The organism is Sulfitobacter sp. AS92, assembly GCF_038900015.1.
In the GTDB taxonomy this organism is placed as follows: Bacteria; Pseudomonadota; Alphaproteobacteria; order Rhodobacterales; family Rhodobacteraceae; genus Sulfitobacter.
Genome location: NZ_JBBMQL010000023.1, coordinates 1 through 21,029, shown reverse-complemented (window position 1 = coordinate 21,029; position 21,029 = coordinate 1). Strand labels below are relative to the sequence as shown.

Below are 21,029 nucleotides of genomic sequence, written 5' to 3'. Positions count from 1 at the left end.
ATAAGCACGTGCTTAAGGCTATCCTTAAGCCTCCCTGGTTAGCCCAAGGTGTCCGGTCGAAATGGGGGCCAGTTCACGTCCATGAACTCACAGCGATGAAGCTGCCTTATAGTGGCCTCGTTGGTCTCACTGGCCGCGAAGTCGAAGCCGGAGAGGTCCTTGTAAGCTGGGAAGCGGGCCGCCTTCATGTGATAGGCAATGGACCGGACCTCACGTTCTGCGACCTCAGCTTTCAGCAACTGGGCGAGCATAGGCACCGCGGCGTCGAATGCCGGTGCGCCTCGTTCCATCAGGTCGGTGACGGCCTGTGCCATGCCGCGCATCTTCAGGCTGCGCAGCATGATGATGATGGCGCCGCTGGCAGGATCATGACGCATGGCGGCCTCCTGCGCTCAGTGCACGCAGATCGTCATAGCGTTCGACATTGGCCTCTGGCTCGCTGCGCAGAGCAAGCGCTTGCGGTGTGTCGATGTTAGGCCCGCCGGTCGTCTTTCTGTCGATCAGCCGGTGCAGAAGATTCAGGATATGGGTTTTTGTGGCGACACCCTCGGCCAAGGCCATTTCCACGGCGACCAGCACAGCCTGTTCATCGTGATGCAGAACCAGCGCCAGGATATCGACCATTTCCCTATCACCGCCATGGCAGCGCAGCATGAGGTCTTGCAGCTCTTTGAAGGCCGGAGGGAATTCCGCAAAAGGTGCGCCGTTCCTGAGCGCCCCTGGTTTGCGCTGAAGGACCGCCAGATAATGCCGCCAATCGTAGATTGTCCGTGGTGGGAGTTGATGGCTTCGCTCAATCACCCGCACATGCTCGCACAGAATCTGACCCTCGGCAGCGACTACCAGCCTGTCCGGATAGACGCGCAGACTGACGGGGCGGTTCGCAAACGACGCCGGGACGCTATACCGATTGCGCTCGAAGCTAATCAGGCACGTTGGGGAGACCCGTTTACTGTGCTCGACAAACCCATCGAAGGCGGGTGGCAACGGCATCAGCGCGGTCTGCTCTGCGGTCCAGACGTCAGCAACACTCCCGGGCAGTGCTGCATGCGGGATCTCGTTCCACAGCGCAACGCAGCGCTGTTCCAGCCAGTCGTTCAGCGCCGCAAGATCGGGAAAGCTCGGCATAGGTTGCCACAGACGGTGCCGAGAGTCCTGCACGTTCTTCTCGATCTGCCCCTTATTTCAGCCGGCCGCCGGATTGCAGAACACAGGCTCGAACACATAATGGTTCGCCATCGCGAGGAAGCGCATGTTGACTTGGCGCTCCTTCCCGCGACCGACGCGGTCGACCGCAGTGCGCATATTATCGTAGATCCCGCGCTCCGGGATGCCGCCAAAGTCACGGAATCCGTGCCAGTGGGCATCGAACAGCATCTCATGCGTTTGCAGCAGATAGGCCCGAACCAGAAAAGCTCGGCGGTGCGACAGCTTGATGTGGGCGACTTGAAGCTTGGTGCGCTCGCCACCCAGAACGGCAAAATCCTCGCTCCAATCAAACTGGAAGGCCTCGCCCGGGCGAAGCGACAGGGGCACGAAGGTGCCGCGCCCTGTCGTTTGCTGCTCCCGCTGTCGATCAACCCGCCAGTCACGCGCAAAAGCCGCGACCCGGCCGTAGGACCCGTCAAAGCCGAGAACTACCAGATCGGCATGTAGCTGTTTCAGCGTTCGCCGCTGCTTGCGCGATTTACCGGCCTCCGTCTTCAACCAGCCAGCCAGTTTCTCCGCGAAAGGATCAAGCTTACTTTGACGCTCTGGCGTCATGAATTGCGGCTCTATCGTGCCCGCATTCAAATACTTTGTGATGGTGTTGCGCGACATACCAGTGCGTCTCGCAATCTCTCGGATCGAGAGCTTCTCCCGCAGCGCCATACGTCTGACTATATTCAAAAGTCCCATGTGTATCACTCCATTACTCCCCATTTGCGCATCGCGTTCAGGGGAAAGGGTTACATGGCTCAAATCTCAGTGGAAATTATCTGTCTTTCCGGCTCACTTCTGCGCGGAAATCTAAACATAGCCTGAATATCCTGCTTCTATTCCGACTGGGTAGGCACAAACTTTATATTTGGTAGCATCAAGGTAGTGCAGATCGCCTCAGCATTGTTCTTCCGCCGCTTGACGAAGGTTTTACATACTGCGGCGCAAATACTTTGACGGTATGGCCGAGTGCTTCGAACTGCTTATGCCAATAGAACGCGCCTGTGCAGGCTTCGGTACCGATAACGCAAGGTTCCAGCTCTGCAACCCGGACTAAAAAATCCATTTCCGCGGATGCGACGTTCTAATATGGCCTGACGGTCAGGTTCTTGGCCGGGTCTTTTCCATTGAATGCGACTATCAAATCTCTTACTATTCAGCTGCGTCACACCCGCAGCATTGCCGATGATGGAAGAGACATTCATCCCATTAGATGATCAGCTTTGACTAAATCCAGTAGTGGCACGGTCTTACAGGTGGTGCGATAACTATTAAAACCCACTTCAAGCTGACAATATCTGCTGTTCTTCGGACCAAGGTCGATGCGATTTCCCGCGACGATCAGTGTATTGAGATAGGTGTCGTTTAGAAAGTAAAATGGTGAGCCACTCAGAATGGCAGCTGCCGCCGAGCACTTCTCCGAGTATGCACGAACATGTTTGATATTGCATTTTATTGCGCCCTCAAAGAAATATGCCCCGCGTCTGAAAGACAGACATAGTCGGGTTAACCGTCTGAAACAGATCAAATTATCTGTTCAAGAAAACAGCAAGGCTAAAGGGTGCGTATGCGAAGTGCCTGCAAGCATCTTTGCCCCTTTCTGTTGCCTCATGTAAAACATCAATAATGTATAAGCGGGTTGAGCGCTACACTCGGCAGACACCCGGATCGGTGGACCCCTGACAGGAAATTATCTCCAAAGCTTCGAATACGGAACCTATCAATGCTAGACTAACCAGGCTGGCGTCAGGGCCAAATGACCTCATAGGCTTGCCACCCCTCCCCCGTAAGCGAGCAGCAATCAGACCTGTGAGTATAACAGATCTTCAATCCATTTTGGCAGATTTATGACCTAGCCAAAGGTATAGCTGGACGAACTGGGCGGAATTGGGACTACTCCAAATGGCTAGTATCAAGGGCGCCGAACTTCGCCGTTTTGCTCAAACATGCAAATTCCGCATTTATTAACAAATAGTTACTGAAGCCTGCGCCAGTTAATCCTATTTACAGCTTAACGCAGGGGAAACTTCCGGCGAGACTGACGTCATCATCACATTTCAATGATGGCTAGTGGATAATTCGCTGGTCCAGGTGGTCAGAAGCGGCATTGCGCTGCGATTTACTGGCCCCATAAAACCCAAAATACAGGGGGAACACTCGTCGTTCGAACAAAACACATCCTATAATCGGGCAATCTGCGTACGGAATTGAGGTGCCCGAGGATCAGTATTTAACCGAGTGCGGGGTACAGACGTTATGGGTATTTATGGAGAGTGGATTCCTAAATTTATTGCCGAGGGAGGGGCGGATTCGCTGCGGCTCTCCAATGCCGCTGTAGCTAGGCTGACTGCGCGCAACGCGTTCTTGAAGCTGGCTGCGCAGCTTCGAGGTAATTTGCGCCTGTATCTCTTAGATGTCGCCGCGTTCGCCATTTCCGCCGCCAGCGCCGTGATTCTCCAGAACTCTTCTGGGTCGCTCGCGACAATTGCGTATGAAGCAGCACCATTCGCCCTGTTTGCGGCGACATGTGGTGTGTTATTATTGCCGTTTTCGATGATTTATAGCATTGATGCACGCTCATTTTCGCTTCGCGATCTCAAAGCCGTTCTTCGCGCTGTCATAGCGACGATCCTTGCCACGGCGACGATGCTTCTTGTGTTTGGCATCTTAGTGCCTGCATCGACTTTCCTTGTCCAGTTTTTGATTGCTATCCCGACAATTTGCGCCGTACGAATCGCGGCAAGACGGAACGAGCTTCATCACAAACGCCCGATAAATGAAGACGATATACGTCTGCCTGTACTGATGATCGGTAGCGGCGCCACGTGCGACCTGTTCATGCGGTCACTGATGCAGCCTGATGCGCACTACCGCGCTGTCGGAATAGTCGATGATGCCCGCGGACGGGAACAACTCTACTTCCATGGTGCACTCATTTTGGGATCAGTTAGAGAGCCAGACCTGGTGATTGAATCCCTCCGTAAGTGTGAGCGTCCTCGGAGGATCTTTCTCACCGCTCCGCTGACGCATTTCGACAGCGAGGGAATAGAAGCGATCTTGAGGTGGGCGGCGCGTCAGAGCATTTCTGTATCGCGGTTGCCCGACCTTGGAGAAACTGACGCTTTTGGCGCAGACTGGCTGTCAAACAAACAGTGCACGATCAATCCTGATGACATTCTAAATAGGCCCCAGCAAGTTGTTGAGAAATCCCTACTTCGCAATATGATTAAAGGCCGGCGTGTCTTGGTCACCGGTGCCGGTGGGTCGATCGGATCCGAACTTGCCCGCCAAATCGCTTCGTTTCAGCCGGCAGAACTCGCATTGATCGACTCCAGTGAATTCAACGCCTACTCGGTCGACTTGGATTTGCACCGCGACTTTCCCGAGGTTCAGCGCCGAATTTACGTGGCCTCTATCCGGAATGTTAACCGTCTCGACGAGATATTTAAGGCCCATATGCCGGAACTGGTGTTTAACGCCGCCGCACTGAAGCATGTTCCAATGGTCGAGCGCGACCCCTGCGAGGGCGTTTTGACAAACGTGATCGGTGCCCGGAATGTCGCCGATGCCGCACGTGCCAGCGGAGCAATTGCCATGGTACAGATTTCAACAGATAAGGCCGTTAACACCACGAACGTGATGGGGGCAACCAAGCGCGTTGCTGAATTCTACTGCCAAGCTCAGGACCGGATCACTTTGGAAACCGACCAGCGCACGCACTTCTTTGTCGTGCGCTTTGGCAATGTGCTGGGTTCCTCGGGATCATTGATCCCCCTGTTTCAGCGGCAAATTGCGGCTGGTGGCCCCCTCACAGTGACCGACGCACGTATGGAACGGTATTTCATGACGATTGGCGAGGCGGTCCAGTTGACCTTGCTGGCAGCGGCGCAAGGGCTTGAGCGACGCTCGACCTTAGGAGAAATCCTAGTACTGGATATGGGTAAACCGGTGAAGATCATTGACCTAGCCCATCGCATGATCCGGCTAGCCGGCCTTCAGCCTGGGAAAGATGTACAAATAGACATCATCGGCCTCCGGCCCGGTGAAAAACTATTCGAAGAACTTTTTGACGCTGAAGAGGAGATGCGAGAAGGCATAGTGCCGGGCCTCCATTCCGCAGTTCCTGCAGCAGGCGTACCGATTGCTCGTTTGCGCGCAGCCATGCTCCGGCTGGAGAAGGCTGCACTTGCTTGCAACGAAGCCGAGGTGCGGCACTGTCTTTCGGAATTGGTTCCTGGATACACGACGTTACAAGACTGCGATAAGATGCCCACACTCGCCACCCTCAAACTCCCTCTGCTGGAAATGAAGGTTCGTCGTCCGCCTAACCCGACGTACACCACAGCGGGGGTTTAGGGTCGAAAATGGCCGCAGGCTCATCTATCATGCTACCGCCAGTTAGCGGCAAGCGGGTTATTTTGATCGGCAGCCTTGGTTTTTCGCTGGTCAATTTCCGCCTCGATCTGATGTGCAGGATCGTCGAACTCGGGCATGAGGTCATCGCTGTCGCTCCAGAGTTCGACGCTGAAACCGTCGCTACGCTGTCCGGCCACGGGATCCGAACGCGGACCGTACAAATGGAGCGAACTGGAACGCGTCCAGCCATGGACCTGCGCACCCTCATCGCACTTGTCCGCATATTCCGGGAGGAAGCACCGGATATTGTCATGCCGTACACGATGAAACCGATCGTTTATGGCAGCCTTGCGGCTCGGATCGCTGGCGTACGAGAATGTTACCCATTGTTCACAGGGCTAGGGTATCTTTTCGCCGGCGAACCCGCCACGCGCCGTCGTCTTTTGCGTTCGGTTTCGATTGCCCTGCATCGCATTGGACTGCGCAAGGTGACCACCGCATTTTGCTACAATGATGCCGAGGAGCGGGACATCCGGCACTTCGGCTTGATCCCATCAACCGTCTCGTTGGTGAAGATCCCTGGCACTGGAATCGACACAAAGCGCTTTTTGCCCACGCCTATGCCTGGTGCTGCGCCACGTTTCCTATTTGTCGGCCGCCTTCTACGGAGCAAGGGTCTCGACATGTTAGCCACCGCTGTGCGGCAACTGCGATCGCAAGGGCATGATGTCACGGTCGACCTGCTTGGGCCAGAGGATTCAAATCCTGATGCTGTTGACCGAGCAACTTTAGAGGCTTGGACAAAAGAAGGGCTCTTCCGTCATCTTGGGGCAGTCACAGATGTCCGACCAGTCTTTGCGCAATCGAGCATATTCGTCCTGCCGACCACGTTGCGAGAGGGCGTTCCGCGCACCATTTTGGAAGCCATGGCTTGCGGGCTTCCTGTGATCACCACCGATGCGCCTGGCTGTGGAGAAACAATCACTGACGGTGTTTCAGGCTGGATTGTACCGCAGAATGACCCTGCGGCCTTGGGTGCCGCAATGCTGAGCTTCATCGAGGTGCCGGAGCGAGCCGCAGAGATGGGATTGGCTGCCCGGGCTGAGGTATGCAGGAACAATGACGTGCGAAGGGTGAATGCCTTACTTGTCAAGCATATGGACTTGGCCGCTGAAGTCTTGCCGAAACCAAGTGTTCGCGCTGGCATTGAGGCGGTAGCATGACTTCGCCGGGCTACGGACTGATGCGGCATTACGAAGCTTTGTCGGCGATCGGATGGTTCCGCAATTAGTTGGCTCACAGAGCAAGGGGTAGCGCCCCGGCGCACCGCAACCGAGAGCCTGCGCTGAGGGCGCATCTTACGCGACGTCGTCGAATAGCAATGAAAAATGCTGAGCATAAAGAGGATTGTGTGTTGAAAACAATAGTTTTAGCTGGAGGGCTTGGATCATGGGTTAATGATGATTTGGTCCGGATACCCAAATCTATGGTCGAAGTAGTCGGTCGCCCCATCATCGTCCGCATCATGGATATCTATAGCCATTTCGGCTATCAAGACTTCATAGTGGCAACGGGGTATAAGTCGTTGCTCATTAAACAGTTCTTCGCCAACTACAACCTCATCGCGAATGACATCACCGTGGTGCTTGACAGCGGTCAGATGACTCTGCGCCCTGCATCGCCCGGGGGTTGGAGTGTCTCGGTCGTTGATACTGGGCCTGACCAATTGCCTAGTGGTCGCATCCAGCGACTTAAGGAATGGCTCGATGGCGAGACTTTCATGGTCACCTATGGCGATGGACTTGGCAATGTGGATATCGATGCGTTGCTGACCTTCCACCGAAGCCATGGCAAGCTCGCCACCATGACTGCCGTTCGGCCACACGCCCAGGTCGGATGCGTCGATATTAGAGGCGACCGCGTCCACACCTTCAGCGACACTGTCCAAAACAGTGAAACCTGGATCAACGGTGGCTTCTTCGTCTTCGAACCCGATGTGCTGGACTATCTCACGGATGATGCAATGCCCTTGGAAAAGGGCCCTTTACCGCAGATGGCTCGGGACGGGAACCTGATGGCTTACCGTCATTTCGGGTTCTGGCATCCGATGGATACACTGCGCGATCGAAATAAGCTTTGCAAACTTGCGGCCGGAGATGTGCCGCCATGGCTCAATTTTGACAACACGGAGCAGTCGCCAACAGCCACAAGTGGTATAGGTGGGAAACCGCATATCGTATCTGTCTGAGAAAGTGAACAGTGGCGTTCTCCGAAGAGCTAACTTTTTTGCAACATGTTCTTTAACCCCTTGTGGAGTATCTTAAAATTGGCGCAAGATTTTTGGAGCCTCAGCGCGACCGTTTCGTAGTTCCGGCCGCAAAACGATACCCTCCCAAGACTTGAACCGGCGGAAGCATCAGGAGTAACAAAGTGCGAATTCTTCTTGTTCATGGAGGCTTCGGTGCCGGAGGTACGGAGAAAATCGTAGCGCTACTCGCACGACACCGGGCAGCATTGGGTGACAAGGTTCACGTCGCGGGATTAACCGAGCCGTCAAACGGAAGCTTCTTCGATTACCCTCCCGAAGTCACCCTTCACGTGGCGAAACGAGAAGGTGGATCTCAAAGCCACGGCGGACAACTTCTCCGGTTGAGACATATTCGTCGATGCCTAAAAGAGTTGCGCCCGGATATCGCGATCGCCTTCCTTACTAAGGTCAACACCCTAACGGTGCTAGCCGCAATGGGAACCGGCGTGCCGGTGGTGATCTCGGAGCGCAACAATCCCGCGGCACAGCCGGCAAGCGCGTTCTGGGGCCCCGTCAACAGATTAGCCATGGGCCGGGCATCGGCTATCGTCATGCAAACAGAACGCATATGCAGGACACTTCCCAGAACCCTGCAGCAACGTTCCATCGTAATCCCGAACCCATGCATCCCCATCGGCCAGTCTCTTAAGGCGTCGGCGAAGGGTGAAGGTGTACACCTTATCGCAGTCGGTCGGTTGGACCGACAAAAAGGGTTCGATCTACTTCTGCATGCATTCGAAAGGATTCAATCTCGCCATAGAGACCTGAAACTAACGATTTTCGGTGAGGGTTCCGAGCGAAAAGCACTCGAGGAACTTTCAGTCCGCCTTGGCATCGACGACGCCGTCCAATTTCCCGGAGTTACCACTTACCCAGGTGCTTGGATCGAGGCGGGTGACGCCATGGTTCTGAGCTCGCGCTACGAAGGGTTTCCCAATGTCGTTGCTGAGGCAACCGTGGTCGGCCTGCCGGTCATCGCCTTTGACTGCCCTTACGGCCCGCGCGAGTTGATTGAAGACGGGCGCAATGGGCTGCTGGTCCCCGCAGGCGACGTAAACGCATTGGCTGAGGCAATGTCTCGCCTGGCCGCCGACCCGCACTTGCGAACAAGCATGAGAGCGGCGGCAATGCTAAACCGCATCCGCCTGTCCGAGGGTGCGGTAATGCGGCTCTGGGATCGGACGATCGAATCCACACTGCAAAAGCAAGATCTCCGTCTGATAGATCTTGCCAGTGCCGTCTCGCAAAAAGAAACCTGAGAGGAATTCGTCGCGAAGCGCCGCAGCCCTTTAATCGGTTCTACGTCGTTCGCCCTTTATTGATGTAATAGGTTCGAAGCGAAAGTTCTATCCTTTACCAGGCGGCGTCCATCCGAGCCCTTGCAGTGTTCCCTCAAGTGCATCGAGGGTCTCGATCTGGGCGTGAGGCGAATGCGCTTTGTCGGGCGGCGGCGCAGTGTGGAGGCGGCCGTCCCGACAGATTTGGATCGCATACCACCCCCGAACCCGGGGTGTGACGAAATCCTTCAGGGCGTTGTCGGCGACATAAACGAGAGGCGCCCCTTCCGCCGCGGCCTCCAACTCCAGAAAGGCACGTGGATGCGGCTTTGAGAATTCCGGGCCCCATGTGCAAGTGGGCCGAAGCACTGCAAAACTTGGCGCGATGCCGAGTGCGGCGATCTTTGCACGTTGCGTTGCCTCTGGTCCGTCTGTGATCAATCCCAAGGGCAGATGCGCAGCAAGCCGGGTAAGACATCGCCGCGCATCCCCGCAAAGCACGATGTTCGGAACGTGAGTACGGTATAACGCCACGAGTTTGGTAATCGTCTCGGGGTCTGCCGGCAGGTCCAACGCGGCCAGCGCCTCGTCAAAGGCGTGCCGATGCCGTCCAGCGGCGAAAGCTTCACGGCAAAGTTCGCCAAATCCTGCACGCCCTGTCGTTTCCCTGACATGGGCGTCAAGTGTCGCGTAGCCGGAGAACGCGAAATCACGTTCCAAATAAAGCGTGTCATCCAGATCGAAAACGATCAAGGAAATCCTCGGAATACAGCAGCGTCATAGCGCAGCATTTCGACCCCCTCAACCCAGTCATCATGTGCCGTCGAACTGCCAATTGCCGCCTCCTCCAGAAGCCAACGGGCAAAGGTTGCACCGGCCGCGTGGGCCAATGGATAGCCTCCGCCAAACCGCGCATTGATTTCGATGACACGGGGGCCCAGCACCGCGTCGTCGATCACTTGGAAGCAGACTACGCCTCGCAACCCAGGCAATGCCGTTACGATCCCCTCAGCGATCAACCGCAGATCCGTCCGCCGTTCTGTTCGGCCTTTTTCCACCTCACCGGCACGGACCGACAGACGGACATGCGGGATCACGGCACTTAGCTGGCCATCGGCCTTGACAAACATGTTAATTGTGAACTCCGGGCCCCGGAGGTAGTCCTGCGCGATCATGGGTTCATCCACGTTGGCCGGAAGGTCCTCCTGACGATTGATCACTGCCAACCCGCGGCTTGCGCTGCCACCCGTGGGCTTGAGAAATACCGGCCAGGATAAGAGGACAGGTTCAGCGCGAAGGGCCGCCAGCGTTTGTGTGCGGGGCACCGGCACGCCAGCGGAGTCTAGCACCTGGGATGTGCGCGCTTTGTCGCGGACCACCGCGATGGTCGCGGGGTCGGAGACATGAACCCTAGCGCCAAGTTCATCAAAGCTCGACCTCGCTTCAGAAAGTGACATCAGTTCTGGATCGATGGTTGGGATCACGAGGTTCACACCGGTTTTCGCGACGATCGCGCGCACCGCTTCGGCATAAGTGGGGTCATCGCAGCGCGGCACTTTGAAGGCCCCATCGGCTCGCGCACACGCCGCCGAAAGCGTCGGCTCATGATCGCAAGCAAATATCGGTGCATTTAGTCCGAGCTCTCGCGCCGCGGCCCGAAAGCACTCAAGCAATTCGACCCGACGTCCGGCGGAGGTCAGCAGCACGCCTGCAGAACAGTTCACGTAATCACCAATTAAGACCTTCACAAATGGTTAAGACCTCAGGAAGACTAAACGATATGATCGCGAAAATGCAACGACATCGCACTGCAGCCCTATAATTACTCGGTGGCTTGATAGCGTCACAGCGATCACCTGACACGTTAAGGCCATGAAGCCATTGAAGCAGAAAGCGGGAAGCGGGAAGCATAGCCGATTTCGGTGATCGGAAGACACTTGAGTACTTTCCGAGACCAAGTTTTTGACGATTTCTATAGCCTTCCTACACAGGCAATATCCTGCTTTCTGTGGACAACATCGAGTTTTTCATAGACAAGATTGTATCGCCGCACATAACGACAACTCCGATGCCAAAATCCAGTTAGGGATCCCAGGGTGCAACCGTCGACCTTTAGTCTTTTTGTAGCACACCAACCACAGACGATCGTTGCAAATGAATTTCAGTGATATCGATTTCCTTATTATTGGGTCTGGGAAGTCAGCGACAACCTGGCTTCAAATGCAGCTTCAGTCGGATCCAGCAGTTTATATGCCTGATCCGGAGATCCACTTTTTCTCTCGAAACTACGATCGCGGCGAAGACTGGTATTTGTCCCAATTTGATAACGCAGGGCTTGGCAAAACTATTGGAGAGAAATCAAATTCTTACCTCGATGCGCCAGATGCAGTGCCCCTGATCAAACGCCATCTGCATCACGTCAAACTCATTGCTCAGCTGCGCAATCCCGTTGAACGGGCCTATTCAAACTACTGCATGCGCTTCAGACGCGGCGAGCTTGGGGCGGATATAGAGTCCTATCTTAAACCTTCTTTGGCGGGTCACACCCGGCTGCTTTCATCCGGGAAATACGCAAATTATCTGCAATCGTTCGTTGACCATTTCGGCCGCGAAAAGCTACTTTTCTTGTTCTTTGAAGGAGTGGCCGGCGACCCGGAGGGACAAATGTCACAGGTCCGCGCTCACTTAGGGCTGCGACAGTATCCTTTGACCTCAGATGGTGGAAAGAAAGTCAAAGACAAGACTGCACCGAACGTTCCTGCCGAATTGAGCAAGCGCCTCGGTTGGATGAAACCGATTGTGCGCCCCCTGCGGGGCACCGCCCCGTTCGAAACCGCACGGGGTTGGCTGGCGCGAGAGATTCACTATCCTCCGCTGACCGACGATTTGCGTTATCGCTTGATTGATTATTACCGCCCCTCAATCACAGCACTGGAAGAGTTAAGCGGTCAGTCGGTTTCTCATTGGTATGGCCCGTCGGATTAAGCCGACTGACGAGCGGCCCGGGCGTCAAATGCGAAGTCGACGAACGCCCAAGCCTCGAAAGAGAACCGACGCTAGCGCGGCCTCATCGGTGCCAAGCGCCATAGTTCTGGTTTCGGGTACTGCAGGTGCCCGTCATACTGACAGTCCGGAAAGGCATATTATTATGAGACAGGCCCTACAGCGAGGGTTAAGGTTCCTTGATCGGCGAATTATACGTACGCATGACCTCAATCGGGCGCTTCTGGGAGTATGCAACCATCGCATCGGGGTTTGGGTAACCTACCGCAATGAACATCACTGGTCTTTCGTAGCCCTTTAAGCCCAAAACCTTCTCCGCTCGCCTCTCGTGGCTCTCAATATCCGGCCAGTTGCAAATGCAGGAACTAAGTCCGAGTGTCTCCAAGGCGTATGCGAATGACATCGCAGCGAGCGCACCGTCGATGTAAATTACGTGTCGGTCCTTCTCACTATAGAAAGCATCCAGCGAGCCAACGACGGCAATCATTACCGGAATCTGGTGTTTCCAGCCAATAGTACCTCCTGGCAGAGACGACACAGTAGAGATCATTTTGGGGTCATCGTAGACTAGGAACCTGAAGGGTTGACGGTTACAAGCGCTAGGAGAGAGTCCTGCCACGGTGAAGGCTTTATCCAGCAGGTCGCGGGGCACAGACTTTTGCTCGAACCACCGCACGGAACGCCGCTTGATCGCCAATTGCTTAAGCTGTTCGAAAGAGACAGAATGCTCTTTAAGGTTGCGTTTGTAAGGAATCCGGTTTCCGGCCGCTCTGCGGCCTACCGGAGGCGGACATTTACCGAAAACCTCACGAGCGTGGTCGAGCACTGGATCTCTTCCGACAACGTTGAAGTACTCGCTCAACACATCAAAAGCCCAGTGGAGGGACTCCGCCGAACTTTCAGAGGAGCGTTCGGGTGCATCGACGACCTTGCGATATACGTTAACCGTTTCAAGGATGTAGTCCTTTGCGAAGACAGGGCGCCGGGACTGCATAGAAATGCCCTTCTCCAACCGATGGACATTTCTGCGCATCAGAAAGACATTCGCATCGTCCTCTTGAAGCTCGGCGTGGTACTTCGCCAGTCCGAGCAGCACGGCACGCTCTTCACGCTGAAATTGCCGTGATAGCAGCGAGTAGTATGCAGTCGCTAAAGGCTTCGCCGAAGAGGCGATCCTCAAGCCATTGGTCTGTGCTGCGGTGGCCAGGCGGACCGCCCTGGATTCCTTGAACAGGAGGCGGGCATCTCGCAGCCGATCAATTTGGCTCTCAGAAAGCATATTCTTTACTAGTGTTTTCATCGCAAACAATCCCTAGTGAAAAAGTCGTTTTCAGAACTCGACGGCACCCCAGAAGCGCAATGCTCAGTCATTGCGTTGGTTGTTGTATCTTCTATTGTTTGTCTGCACGGAGCTGATGCTCCAAGCCAACGAAAGCCTGAGTGGACCGGAAGAAATATAGTTTTTGCAGCGCGTTAAAAAGACAGTCTGAAGAGTGATATCGCAGCTCGCCGGGATGCACCTGTATCAATTAGGGGCGCACCAGTCGCCAGTCATGTCCAGAAAAAAAATTGTCACAATGCTTCGACACTCGGTTGCCCCTTACTCAAGCGAAATGCCGCTTTCTCCGACGGTCCACACCTCACGAAAAATTTAGCGCCATCTTGTCAAAAACAACAAATTCCTGCGCTGCCTAAATGGCCACCCCATTACCATAGGACTAAGAACCCTCTTTGCAAAGGAATAACCATAATCGGGTGTCTTCTGTGCAAATTAACTAAGGTCTGGGCTTGGATAACGGAACCGGCTTTGTTGCACAAATCGGGTTAAAGACGTTCTTCCCCTTACCCCAGACGGATTTAGCCTACGGGCTTAGTGATAGGTATGCCAAGAGCCGTATAACGGTTGAGGTCGGCGATGCGGATTTGGATTTCCGCGACTTGCCTTTCGAAGTCTCTCGTCATTAGCGATTGGCCCAGTAGTTTCATACAATGCATCTTGGTTTCGACGTGGCTTCTGCGGTGGTATCCGCTCCAGTGTCGCCACACCGTGCGGCCCAGATACCGTTGCGCATTGACTGCATCGTTGCGGGCAATTGCTCCGGCGCGCGTAGGCTTCCAGAGCATTGCATTCTCGCGTGGCGGGATCACCGCATGGGCATCTCTGGCAGCAATTGCCTCGTGGCATTTACGGGTGTCATACGCCCCATCTGCGGTAACGTTGCCGATGTCCTGATCGAGCGGGATTTGGTTCAGGAGTTCGGACAACATGGGAGCATCACCGATGTTGCTGCTGGTGACTTCGGCTGCCCGAACTTACAGCGTTTCCTCGTCGATACGTATGTGTATCTTGCGCCATGTGCGGCGTTTAGAACCGCCATGCTCACGTGCATTCCACTCGCCTTCACCCTCGGCCTTGATCCCCGTGCTATCGATAAGAAGATTCAACGGGCCAGCACCGTCACGATACGGCAGGCTCACGTTCAGCGTTTTCTGACGGCGGCAAAGAGTGCTGAAGTCCGGTGCTGACCAATCAAGCCCGACCAACCGCAGCAAGCTTTGAACAAACCCAGTTATCTAGCGGAGCGGCATGCCAAAAAGGACCTTCAGCGTTAGACACGTTTAAATGGCCGCGTCACTGAATTGCTGTTGCCGAACGCGCCTGCCAATTGGCGGCGGCGCCCACACCATCTCCGGATCAAACCAGATCGACAACGATCCGCGCCGCTTCAAGCTGTCATTTTAAGACGACCAATTCTTGGTCTTATATTTGGTAGGGGACCAACTGCTCATCACCTACAGCTATCACGCTGGATTCATACAGTGAACCCCATCAACCTATTTGTGCAACAAAGCCGTCTAACGATATAAACGATGCAACACTCCACATCGACGGCGGGATCTAGCATCCCGCAATTGATGGACCTCACATCAATGTAGTGATAAAAAGACATTAAGCAGCGGATTGATCTACCAAGACATCGACCCAATTCCATCGTAACAAGGTATTAGCGCTACGCTTCATCGCCGGGCACGCCACGGCGTCACCTTGGGCGAAAAGCGGCAGAAGTTGGTGACGACTTTCTTTGATTGGCAGCAAACAGAAGGGAGAAAAGCGGACACCTGTTATTGTCCGCGTATTGTTATGAATAAATATATTATTACGGGAACTCAGATGAAGAATAAGGGCTCTCAGGCCATGTTCTTGACTTTGTACTACAGTCTAAAAAGCGCACATGAAAACAGCGAAGTTTATGGATTCTCCAATAAATATGAATCCCCAGACAAATATTGCTTTAGACTGTTACCATACGATTATTACACGCGCTTCGTACTAAAGAACCGATTAAGCAAGGTGCCGCTTTTGGTTCCACTGTTGACCTATTTGGTCGGGATTTGGAGGAAGACAGACAAGTGGCAAGGCAAGCTTCCGGAAATGGAAAAAGTACTACGAGAAGCGGATGCTATTTTCGATGCGAGCGGCTATACTCTCGGCTCCGGTTGGTCCAAAGACGGTGGCGAGCTACTTCTCCAAACCATAAGACTTGCCAAACGCTACAACAAGAAGATCATCTTAATGCCTCAGAGCTTTGGTCCATTTGACTGGGAAGGCGACAATACAGATTTCCTCAAGCGGATCAAAGCCGAATTGGCCTATTGCACAAAAATATATGCCCGTGAACAAGAGGGGTATGAGTGCCTTTTGTCTTTGGGGTTAGATAACGTTGAATTGTCGACGGATATGGTAATTCGAGAAGAGTTTTTTCCAACTGCATCTGATATTTATGCCTCGACCTCTGATAGCATCGCGGTCGAACAGCCAACGCAAGGTTCGGTCGGTTTCATCATCAATGAAAACGTATTTCGCATCGGTGACCCAGACGCGGTCTTAAACCTGTATGTGAAACTTTTAGATCGCCTTTCCGATAATGGAGAGAAGGTTTACATTCTGAACACCTCTACCGCCGACACACACCTCGTGGAGGAAGTTCTTAACAAGATGAACGACAGAAGCAGAATTAACATCATCAGTGGGGAATACTCCAGCCCAGAATTGATTGATATTATTGCACGATTCAAGTACGTTGTCGCATCACGCTACCATTCCGTCGTGTTTGCATACAGAAGCGGCGTCCCCGCGATCATTCTCGGATGGGCGAGCAAGTACCAAGACCTTGCAGCACATTTCCAACAACAAGCCTACGTATTTGACATAAGGCAACCGGGTGTTGATCAAATCTTGGACCAAATTGACCATATGGGGAAGAATTACGAACAAGAGTCCCACCGCATCAAGGAATGCTTGGAAACTGTTCAAGCTAGCTCTGTCACGCGCGAAGCCATATATACCTTGAAGGCGTGATTTAGCGCATTGTCAAAGGAAACTTGAAGTGGTCCGGTAATCCCCCCTAAAAATAGTGGTGATGGATTCAGGCGGTCACTGCAACACAGGATGAACCTTTGCATTTAAGGACTGTGTTGATGACTAAGCCGCTGCCGATGGACGAACAAAAGAAATCAGTGATTTGGCGCGAGTGGGAGCGCGGAACGCCGATGGAAAATATCGCTCGCGTTATCGACAAGCCACCTGCTACCGTTTTCTCGTATCTCCAGTATCATGGCGGCATTAGACCGCGTCACCGGTTTAGGCGCACTGAAGCACTGAGTTTAGAAGAGCGTGAAGAGATTTCGCGTGGCATATCGCATGGATATAGCATTCGATTTATCGCCAGTATTTTGTGCCGCAGTCCTTCAACTGTAAGTCGTGAGATCAACAAAAACGGCGGAAGGAATCTGTATCGTGCTATCATTGCAGATAAATTTTCCTGGTGCCGTGGGCAGCGCCCAAAGCCGTTCTTATTAGGCGAAAACGCAATGCTGAGAGATCTCGTTGATGCCAAGCTTAGTGAAGACTGGTCCCCTGAACAGATCGCGGGATGGCTCAAGCTGACGTATCCGGACACAAAGGGAATGCGTGTGTCTCACGAAACAATTTACAAAAGCCTGTTCGTGCAAACACGTGGTCTTTTGCGCAAAGAGTTGCGCAACCATCTTAGAAGTAAGCGCAAATTCCGGCATGCCAAAGCTCACAAACCAGGATCAGGGCAGCAAATTGTCGAAGGAGTATCCATCCGGGAAAGGCCTGCTGCCATCGACGACCGCGCAGTTCCGGGGCATTGGGAAGGTGATCTCATTTGCGGATCGAAGAACAGCTACATCATCACTGTTGTCGAGCGCCAAACCCGGTTCACGCTCTTAGTGAAGGTCGATGGCAAGAAGACTGATACCGTCGTCCCTGCTTTGGCCCGTCAAATGACCAAACTACCCAGGCGACTGAAGCAAAGCCTTACTTGGGACCGGGGAACCGAATTAGCCTCTCATCAGAAGTTCACTGTTGCGACTGACATTGACGTCTACTTCTGCGATCCAAGCAGTCCATGGCAACGAGGAACAAATGAAAACACCAATGGTCTGCTGCGCCAATACTTCCCGAAAGGGTCCTGCCTTTCCAACTACTCTCAGGAACAGTTAGATGAGGTCGCAAACCAACTCAACAATCGGCCACGGAAAACCTTAGGGTTCCTCACACCAGCGTGTAAGTTAGAGCAGGTGTTGCAGTGACCGCCTGAATCCATCGTGTTGAAAAGTAGAATTTTCCCGGCAAGATATCTAAGGAGATTTTGAATGAAGAACGGACGATACAGCGACGCACAGTTCATCCTATTAGCTCAGTCCTTCAAACCCAAGAATTTCACACTGTGTTGCAGTGACCGGCAGAATGCATCAACACTTATTCTAGGGGGATTACCATGCCCAAAGTGCGTGATCAGAAAACCGCTTACCGTTCACGTAGTCTGACCCACACGAACAAGAAGTGCTGGGGATGAGTCGAAGTGGCGGTGGTGTCTATTGCTGAGGGTAAGATATAGAAACTTGTCTATGTTACACGCGGTAATAGTGTCGGTACCAGTCTACAAATTTGCGCACTCCTTCATGAACTGAAGTTTTCGGAGCATATCCGGTAAGACTTTTTAACAGACTGGCATTGGCCCAAGTCGCTGGCACATCTCCTGCTTGCATCGGCATTAGATTCTTCACGGCAGACCGACCAACAGCGGCTTCAATGGCGCCTATGAAATCTGTAAGTCGCACTGCATCGCTATTACCGATGTTAACCACACGGTACGGAGCAACGGGGGATAGGCTGTCACCTGGATGCAATTTTGCATCCGCATGCCGGACTGGAACAGCATCAATTAGCAAGCGGATCGCACGGCTAAGATCCTCTACATAGGTAAAGTCCCGTTTCATATCACCATAGTTGTACACATCTATGGGCTCGCCATTGAGAATAGCCTTTGTAAACCTAAATAGCGCCATGTCAGGGCGACCCCAGGGGCCGTAGACAGTAAAAAAACGGAACATAGTTGTCGGTAAATTAAAGAGATGTGCATAGCTATGTGCAATATTCTCTGTCGATTTCTTGCTTGCCGCATAAAATGACATCTGGTGATCGGCGCGGTCTGTCTCGGCGTATGGCATTTTGGCGTTGCCACCGTACGCAGATGAGGTCGACGCAAGGAGCATATGCTTTGGCGGAAAGGCGCGGGCTGCTTCGAGTAGCTCAAAAGTTCCAATAATGTTACTTTCGAGATATGCCCTCGGGTTGTCGATCGAATAACGAACTCCTGCCTGTGCTGCTAGATGAATTACAATATCCGGCTTTTCCTCATTAAACAACGAAACCAGAAGCCCTCTCTCTTCAACTAACCCATGGATGGATCGATAACCGGAGTATGGGGTCAACTCCGCCTCACGGCGGTGTTTTAATCCCACATCATAATAATCTGAAAGGCAATCAAGACCAACAACGTGCCAGCCTTCTTTAAGCAAAATGCGGCAAACGAAGTATCCAATGAATCCGGCTGAGCCAGTGACTAAAGCGGTAGGCATGGTGCTAATCCTCAATCCGACCCATAGAGATCGCGGGTAAAAACCTTGTCGGCGACATCGTCGAGATCGCTGGTGGTACGGTTGGCGAGGATCACGTCGCTGCCCTGCTTAAATGCGGCGAGATCATGCGTGACTTCTGAGCCGAAGAAATAATCTTTCTGCAACTCCGGCTCGTAGACCACAACCTCGATCCCCTTGGCCTTGATCCGCTTCATCACGCCTTGGATCGAGCTTTGCCGGAAATTGTCCGATGCAGCCTTCATCACCAGCCGGTAGACGCCGACGCAGCTGGGGCGTCGGGCGAGGATTTGATCAGCAATGAAATCCTTGCGGGTGCTATTGGCGTCGACGATGGCGCGGATCATGTTCTGCGGCACTTGGGAGTAATTCGCCAAGAGCTGTTTGCTGTCTTTCGGCAGGCAATAGCCGCCATAGCCAAAGGAGGGGTTATTGTAATGCGCGCCGATCCGCGGATCGAGGCTGACCCCTTCGATGATCTGGCGGCTGTCCATGCCGAGGCTCATCGCATAGCTATCGAGTTCGTTGAAGTAGGCCACGCGCATGGCGAGGTATGTATTGGCGAAGAGCTTGATCGCCTCGGCCTCGGAGGCATTCGTGTAGAGAACCGGTATGTCTTTACGCTGCGCTCCCTCGGCTAAAAGCCGGGCAAACGTCTCGGCCCGGATGGAGCGTTCACCGACGATGATACGTGACGGGTGGAGGTTGTCATGCAGCGCCCTGCCCTCGCGCAGGAATTCCGGGCTGAAGATGAGCCGGTCGCCGCCGACCTCGGCCGAGATCCGTGAGGTATAGCCAACTGGGACTGTGGATTTAATCACTATCGTGGCGTGGTCGTTAACCGCCACCACAGCGCGGATCACCGCCTCAACGGTGGAGGTGTCAAAAGAATTCTCTACCGGATCGTAATTGGTCGGGGTTGCCACCACCACAAATTCGGCATGCGCATAGGCGGCCTCGGCATCGGTGGTGGCAGTGAGGGTCAGGGGTTTGTCACGGAGGTACCGCTCGATTTCAGGATCGACGACTGGGCTCTGACCGGCGTTTAGCAGCGCCACCCGTTCTGGGCTGATATCGACTGCTATGACAGGGTTGTACTGAGCAAGCAAAACAGAGTTGGAGAGGCCAACATAGCCGATGCCGGCAACGGCGATTTGATAACCTGACATAAGTATTTCCAATTCAGAGCCGCCGAACTTGATGTCAGCGGAAGTTTAAATGGCGGTAGTATCTAGGAGATCTTGCAGCCAATCTTATAGCGCCCCGCCGCCTGTACACGTCTACTTAGCAAATAATTTCGCCGCGAATACTATCATCTTCGCCCAAATTGCTGACGGCCTGCAATTCAATTAGCACCATCGGAACCTTGCCAGGTGCTCTCCATACGATGCGCCGCGCAAAGCTGAATATATACCATTTGGTTTTCCGTGACGAGCTTTACTTCGTCACCATCGGTCACTCGCGCCGTTCCCTCAGCCACGAATCGGTGTTCAAATCGGTGTTGGTTGCTTTGCAGGCTGAGCGCAGCACCGGGGTGAACGATCCGCTTCACCTGAAAGCGCGAACCGACGGCAAGACTTTCGAACCAGCTCGAGGGAAGGCAATAGCACGGCAGAGTTTCTGCCTGTACCGCGCCTTTGGCCCTAAGAACCGCGACGGCCTTTTCACATCCTGCGTGGCTTTATTGCACAAATTCGATGACGGATACGCCTAATGAATCCAGCGGGCATTGTCACTTTAACTTCCGTGGGTCAGCGGAGGCGCGAAGGCTCCGAATCAGGCAATACTGGCTGCCGCATTCCAAGCGTCGAGTGCTTGGAGGCGATGGTAGCGGATGGTTAGGCTCAGGACTCATAGCCAGTAGATGACAGTGGCGGCGAGAGCGATGGCTGAGAGGAAGACCTTTGGGCATCGGT

Annotated in this window: 12 protein-coding genes and 4 pseudogenes; 7 read left to right on the top strand and 9 right to left on the bottom strand. The window is 53.7% G+C overall.

The window, feature by feature from the left end; all coding sequences use genetic code 11:
• Positions 1-77: 77 nt before the first annotated feature.
• Both WNY61_RS19905 and istA read right to left on the bottom strand, forming a co-directional pair.
• Positions 78-377 (bottom strand): annotated as a pseudogene (locus WNY61_RS19905) (ATP-binding protein); the annotation flags it as partial.
• Positions 367-1,899 (bottom strand): annotated as a pseudogene (gene istA / locus WNY61_RS19900) (IS21 family transposase). The pseudogenes istA and WNY61_RS19905, both read right to left, overlap by 11 nt.
• Before the next feature lie 1,557 nt (positions 1,900-3,456).
• Between istA and WNY61_RS19895 the strand changes: the two are divergent.
• The 4 genes from WNY61_RS19895 (at position 3,457) to WNY61_RS19880 (ending at position 9,123) form a co-directional block, all read left to right on the top strand.
• Positions 3,457-5,556, top strand: a complete 2,100-nt coding sequence (locus WNY61_RS19895) for a nucleoside-diphosphate sugar epimerase/dehydratase (protein WP_342853181.1) — start codon at positions 3,457-3,459, stop codon at positions 5,554-5,556.
• Between the two features lie 29 nt (positions 5,557-5,585).
• The gene (locus tag WNY61_RS19890; RefSeq protein WP_342853179.1) at positions 5,586-6,779 is read left to right on the top strand and encodes a glycosyltransferase family 4 protein; all 1,194 of its coding nucleotides are present in this window, start codon (positions 5,586-5,588) and stop codon (positions 6,777-6,779) included.
• 158 nt (positions 6,780-6,937) lie between these two features.
• Entirely contained in the window at positions 6,938-7,804 is an 867-nt protein-coding gene (locus WNY61_RS19885; protein ID WP_342853178.1) for a sugar phosphate nucleotidyltransferase, read from the top strand.
• Between the two features lie 182 nt (positions 7,805-7,986).
• Positions 7,987-9,123, top strand: a complete 1,137-nt coding sequence (locus tag WNY61_RS19880) for a glycosyltransferase family 4 protein (RefSeq protein ID WP_342853177.1) — start codon at positions 7,987-7,989, stop codon at positions 9,121-9,123.
• Positions 9,124-9,210: 87 nt separating this feature from the next.
• Here WNY61_RS19880 and WNY61_RS19875 read toward each other — a convergent pair whose 3' ends face one another.
• Positions 9,211-9,894: an HAD family hydrolase gene (locus WNY61_RS19875; protein ID WP_342853176.1), complete on the bottom strand. Its 684-nt coding sequence runs from the start codon at positions 9,892-9,894 to the stop codon at positions 9,211-9,213.
• Positions 9,891-10,865: an ATP-grasp domain-containing protein gene (locus WNY61_RS19870; RefSeq protein WP_342853175.1), complete on the bottom strand. Its 975-nt coding sequence runs from the start codon at positions 10,863-10,865 to the stop codon at positions 9,891-9,893. Before WNY61_RS19870 ends, WNY61_RS19875 begins: the two co-directional genes overlap by 4 nt.
• A 430-nt stretch (positions 10,866-11,295) precedes the next feature.
• Between WNY61_RS19870 and WNY61_RS19865 the strand changes: the two genes are divergently transcribed.
• Positions 11,296-12,126 (top strand): sulfotransferase, encoded by an 831-nt coding sequence (locus WNY61_RS19865; RefSeq protein ID WP_342853174.1) that lies wholly within the window; start codon positions 11,296-11,298, stop codon positions 12,124-12,126.
• Positions 12,127-12,313: 187 nt separating this feature from the next.
• Here WNY61_RS19865 and WNY61_RS19860 read toward each other — a convergent pair whose 3' ends face one another.
• Positions 12,314-13,444, bottom strand: a complete 1,131-nt coding sequence (locus tag WNY61_RS19860; protein ID WP_342853172.1) for a nitroreductase family protein — start codon at positions 13,442-13,444, stop codon at positions 12,314-12,316.
• 557 nt (positions 13,445-14,001) lie between these two features.
• Positions 14,002-14,874, bottom strand: a pseudogene (locus WNY61_RS19855) (IS5 family transposase).
• 340 nt (positions 14,875-15,214) lie between these two features.
• Between WNY61_RS19855 and WNY61_RS19850 the strand changes: the two are divergent.
• Both WNY61_RS19850 and WNY61_RS19845 read left to right on the top strand, forming a co-directional pair.
• Positions 15,215-16,504, top strand: a complete 1,290-nt coding sequence (locus WNY61_RS19850; RefSeq protein WP_342853171.1) for a polysaccharide pyruvyl transferase family protein — start codon at positions 15,215-15,217, stop codon at positions 16,502-16,504.
• Between the two features lie 119 nt (positions 16,505-16,623).
• Positions 16,624-17,763 (top strand): IS30 family transposase, encoded by a 1,140-nt coding sequence (locus tag WNY61_RS19845; protein WP_342853169.1) that lies wholly within the window; start codon positions 16,624-16,626, stop codon positions 17,761-17,763.
• Positions 17,764-18,084: 321 nt separating this feature from the next.
• Here the strand turns inward: WNY61_RS19845 and WNY61_RS19840 are convergent, their stop codons facing one another.
• The 3 genes and pseudogenes from WNY61_RS19840 to WNY61_RS19830 all read right to left on the bottom strand — a co-directional run.
• Entirely contained in the window at positions 18,085-19,095 is a 1,011-nt protein-coding gene (locus tag WNY61_RS19840; protein ID WP_342853168.1) for an NAD-dependent epimerase/dehydratase family protein, read from the bottom strand.
• An 11-nt stretch (positions 19,096-19,106) separates the two neighbouring features.
• Complete coding sequence (locus WNY61_RS19835) at positions 19,107-20,282, bottom strand: nucleotide sugar dehydrogenase (RefSeq protein ID WP_342853166.1); 1,176 nt, start codon at positions 20,280-20,282, stop codon at positions 19,107-19,109.
• A gap of 115 nt (positions 20,283-20,397) precedes the next feature.
• Positions 20,398-20,779: pseudogene (locus WNY61_RS19830) on the bottom strand (cupin domain-containing protein); the annotation flags it as partial.
• Positions 20,780-21,029: the final 250 nt, after the last annotated feature.

Excerpts from the sequence above, each read along its gene's own strand:
- WNY61_RS19890 (WP_342853179.1), top strand. The coding sequence starts at position 5,586 with ATGCTACCGCCAGTTAGCGGCAAGCGGGTTATTTTGATCGGCAGCCTT.
- WNY61_RS19895 (WP_342853181.1), top strand. The coding sequence starts at position 3,457 with ATGGGTATTTATGGAGAGTGGATTCCTAAATTTATTGCCGAGGGAGGG.
- WNY61_RS19840 (WP_342853168.1), bottom strand. The coding sequence starts at position 19,095 with ATGCCTACCGCTTTAGTCACTGGCTCAGCCGGATTCATTGGATACTTC.
- WNY61_RS19835 (WP_342853166.1), bottom strand. The coding sequence starts at position 20,282 with ATGTCAGGTTATCAAATCGCCGTTGCCGGCATCGGCTATGTTGGCCTC.
- WNY61_RS19865 (WP_342853174.1), top strand. The coding sequence starts at position 11,296 with ATGAATTTCAGTGATATCGATTTCCTTATTATTGGGTCTGGGAAGTCA.
- WNY61_RS19845 (WP_342853169.1), top strand. The coding sequence starts at position 16,624 with ATGACTAAGCCGCTGCCGATGGACGAACAAAAGAAATCAGTGATTTGG.
- WNY61_RS19885 (WP_342853178.1), top strand. The coding sequence starts at position 6,938 with ATGAAAAATGCTGAGCATAAAGAGGATTGTGTGTTGAAAACAATAGTT.
- WNY61_RS19860 (WP_342853172.1), bottom strand. The coding sequence starts at position 13,444 with ATGAAAACACTAGTAAAGAATATGCTTTCTGAGAGCCAAATTGATCGG.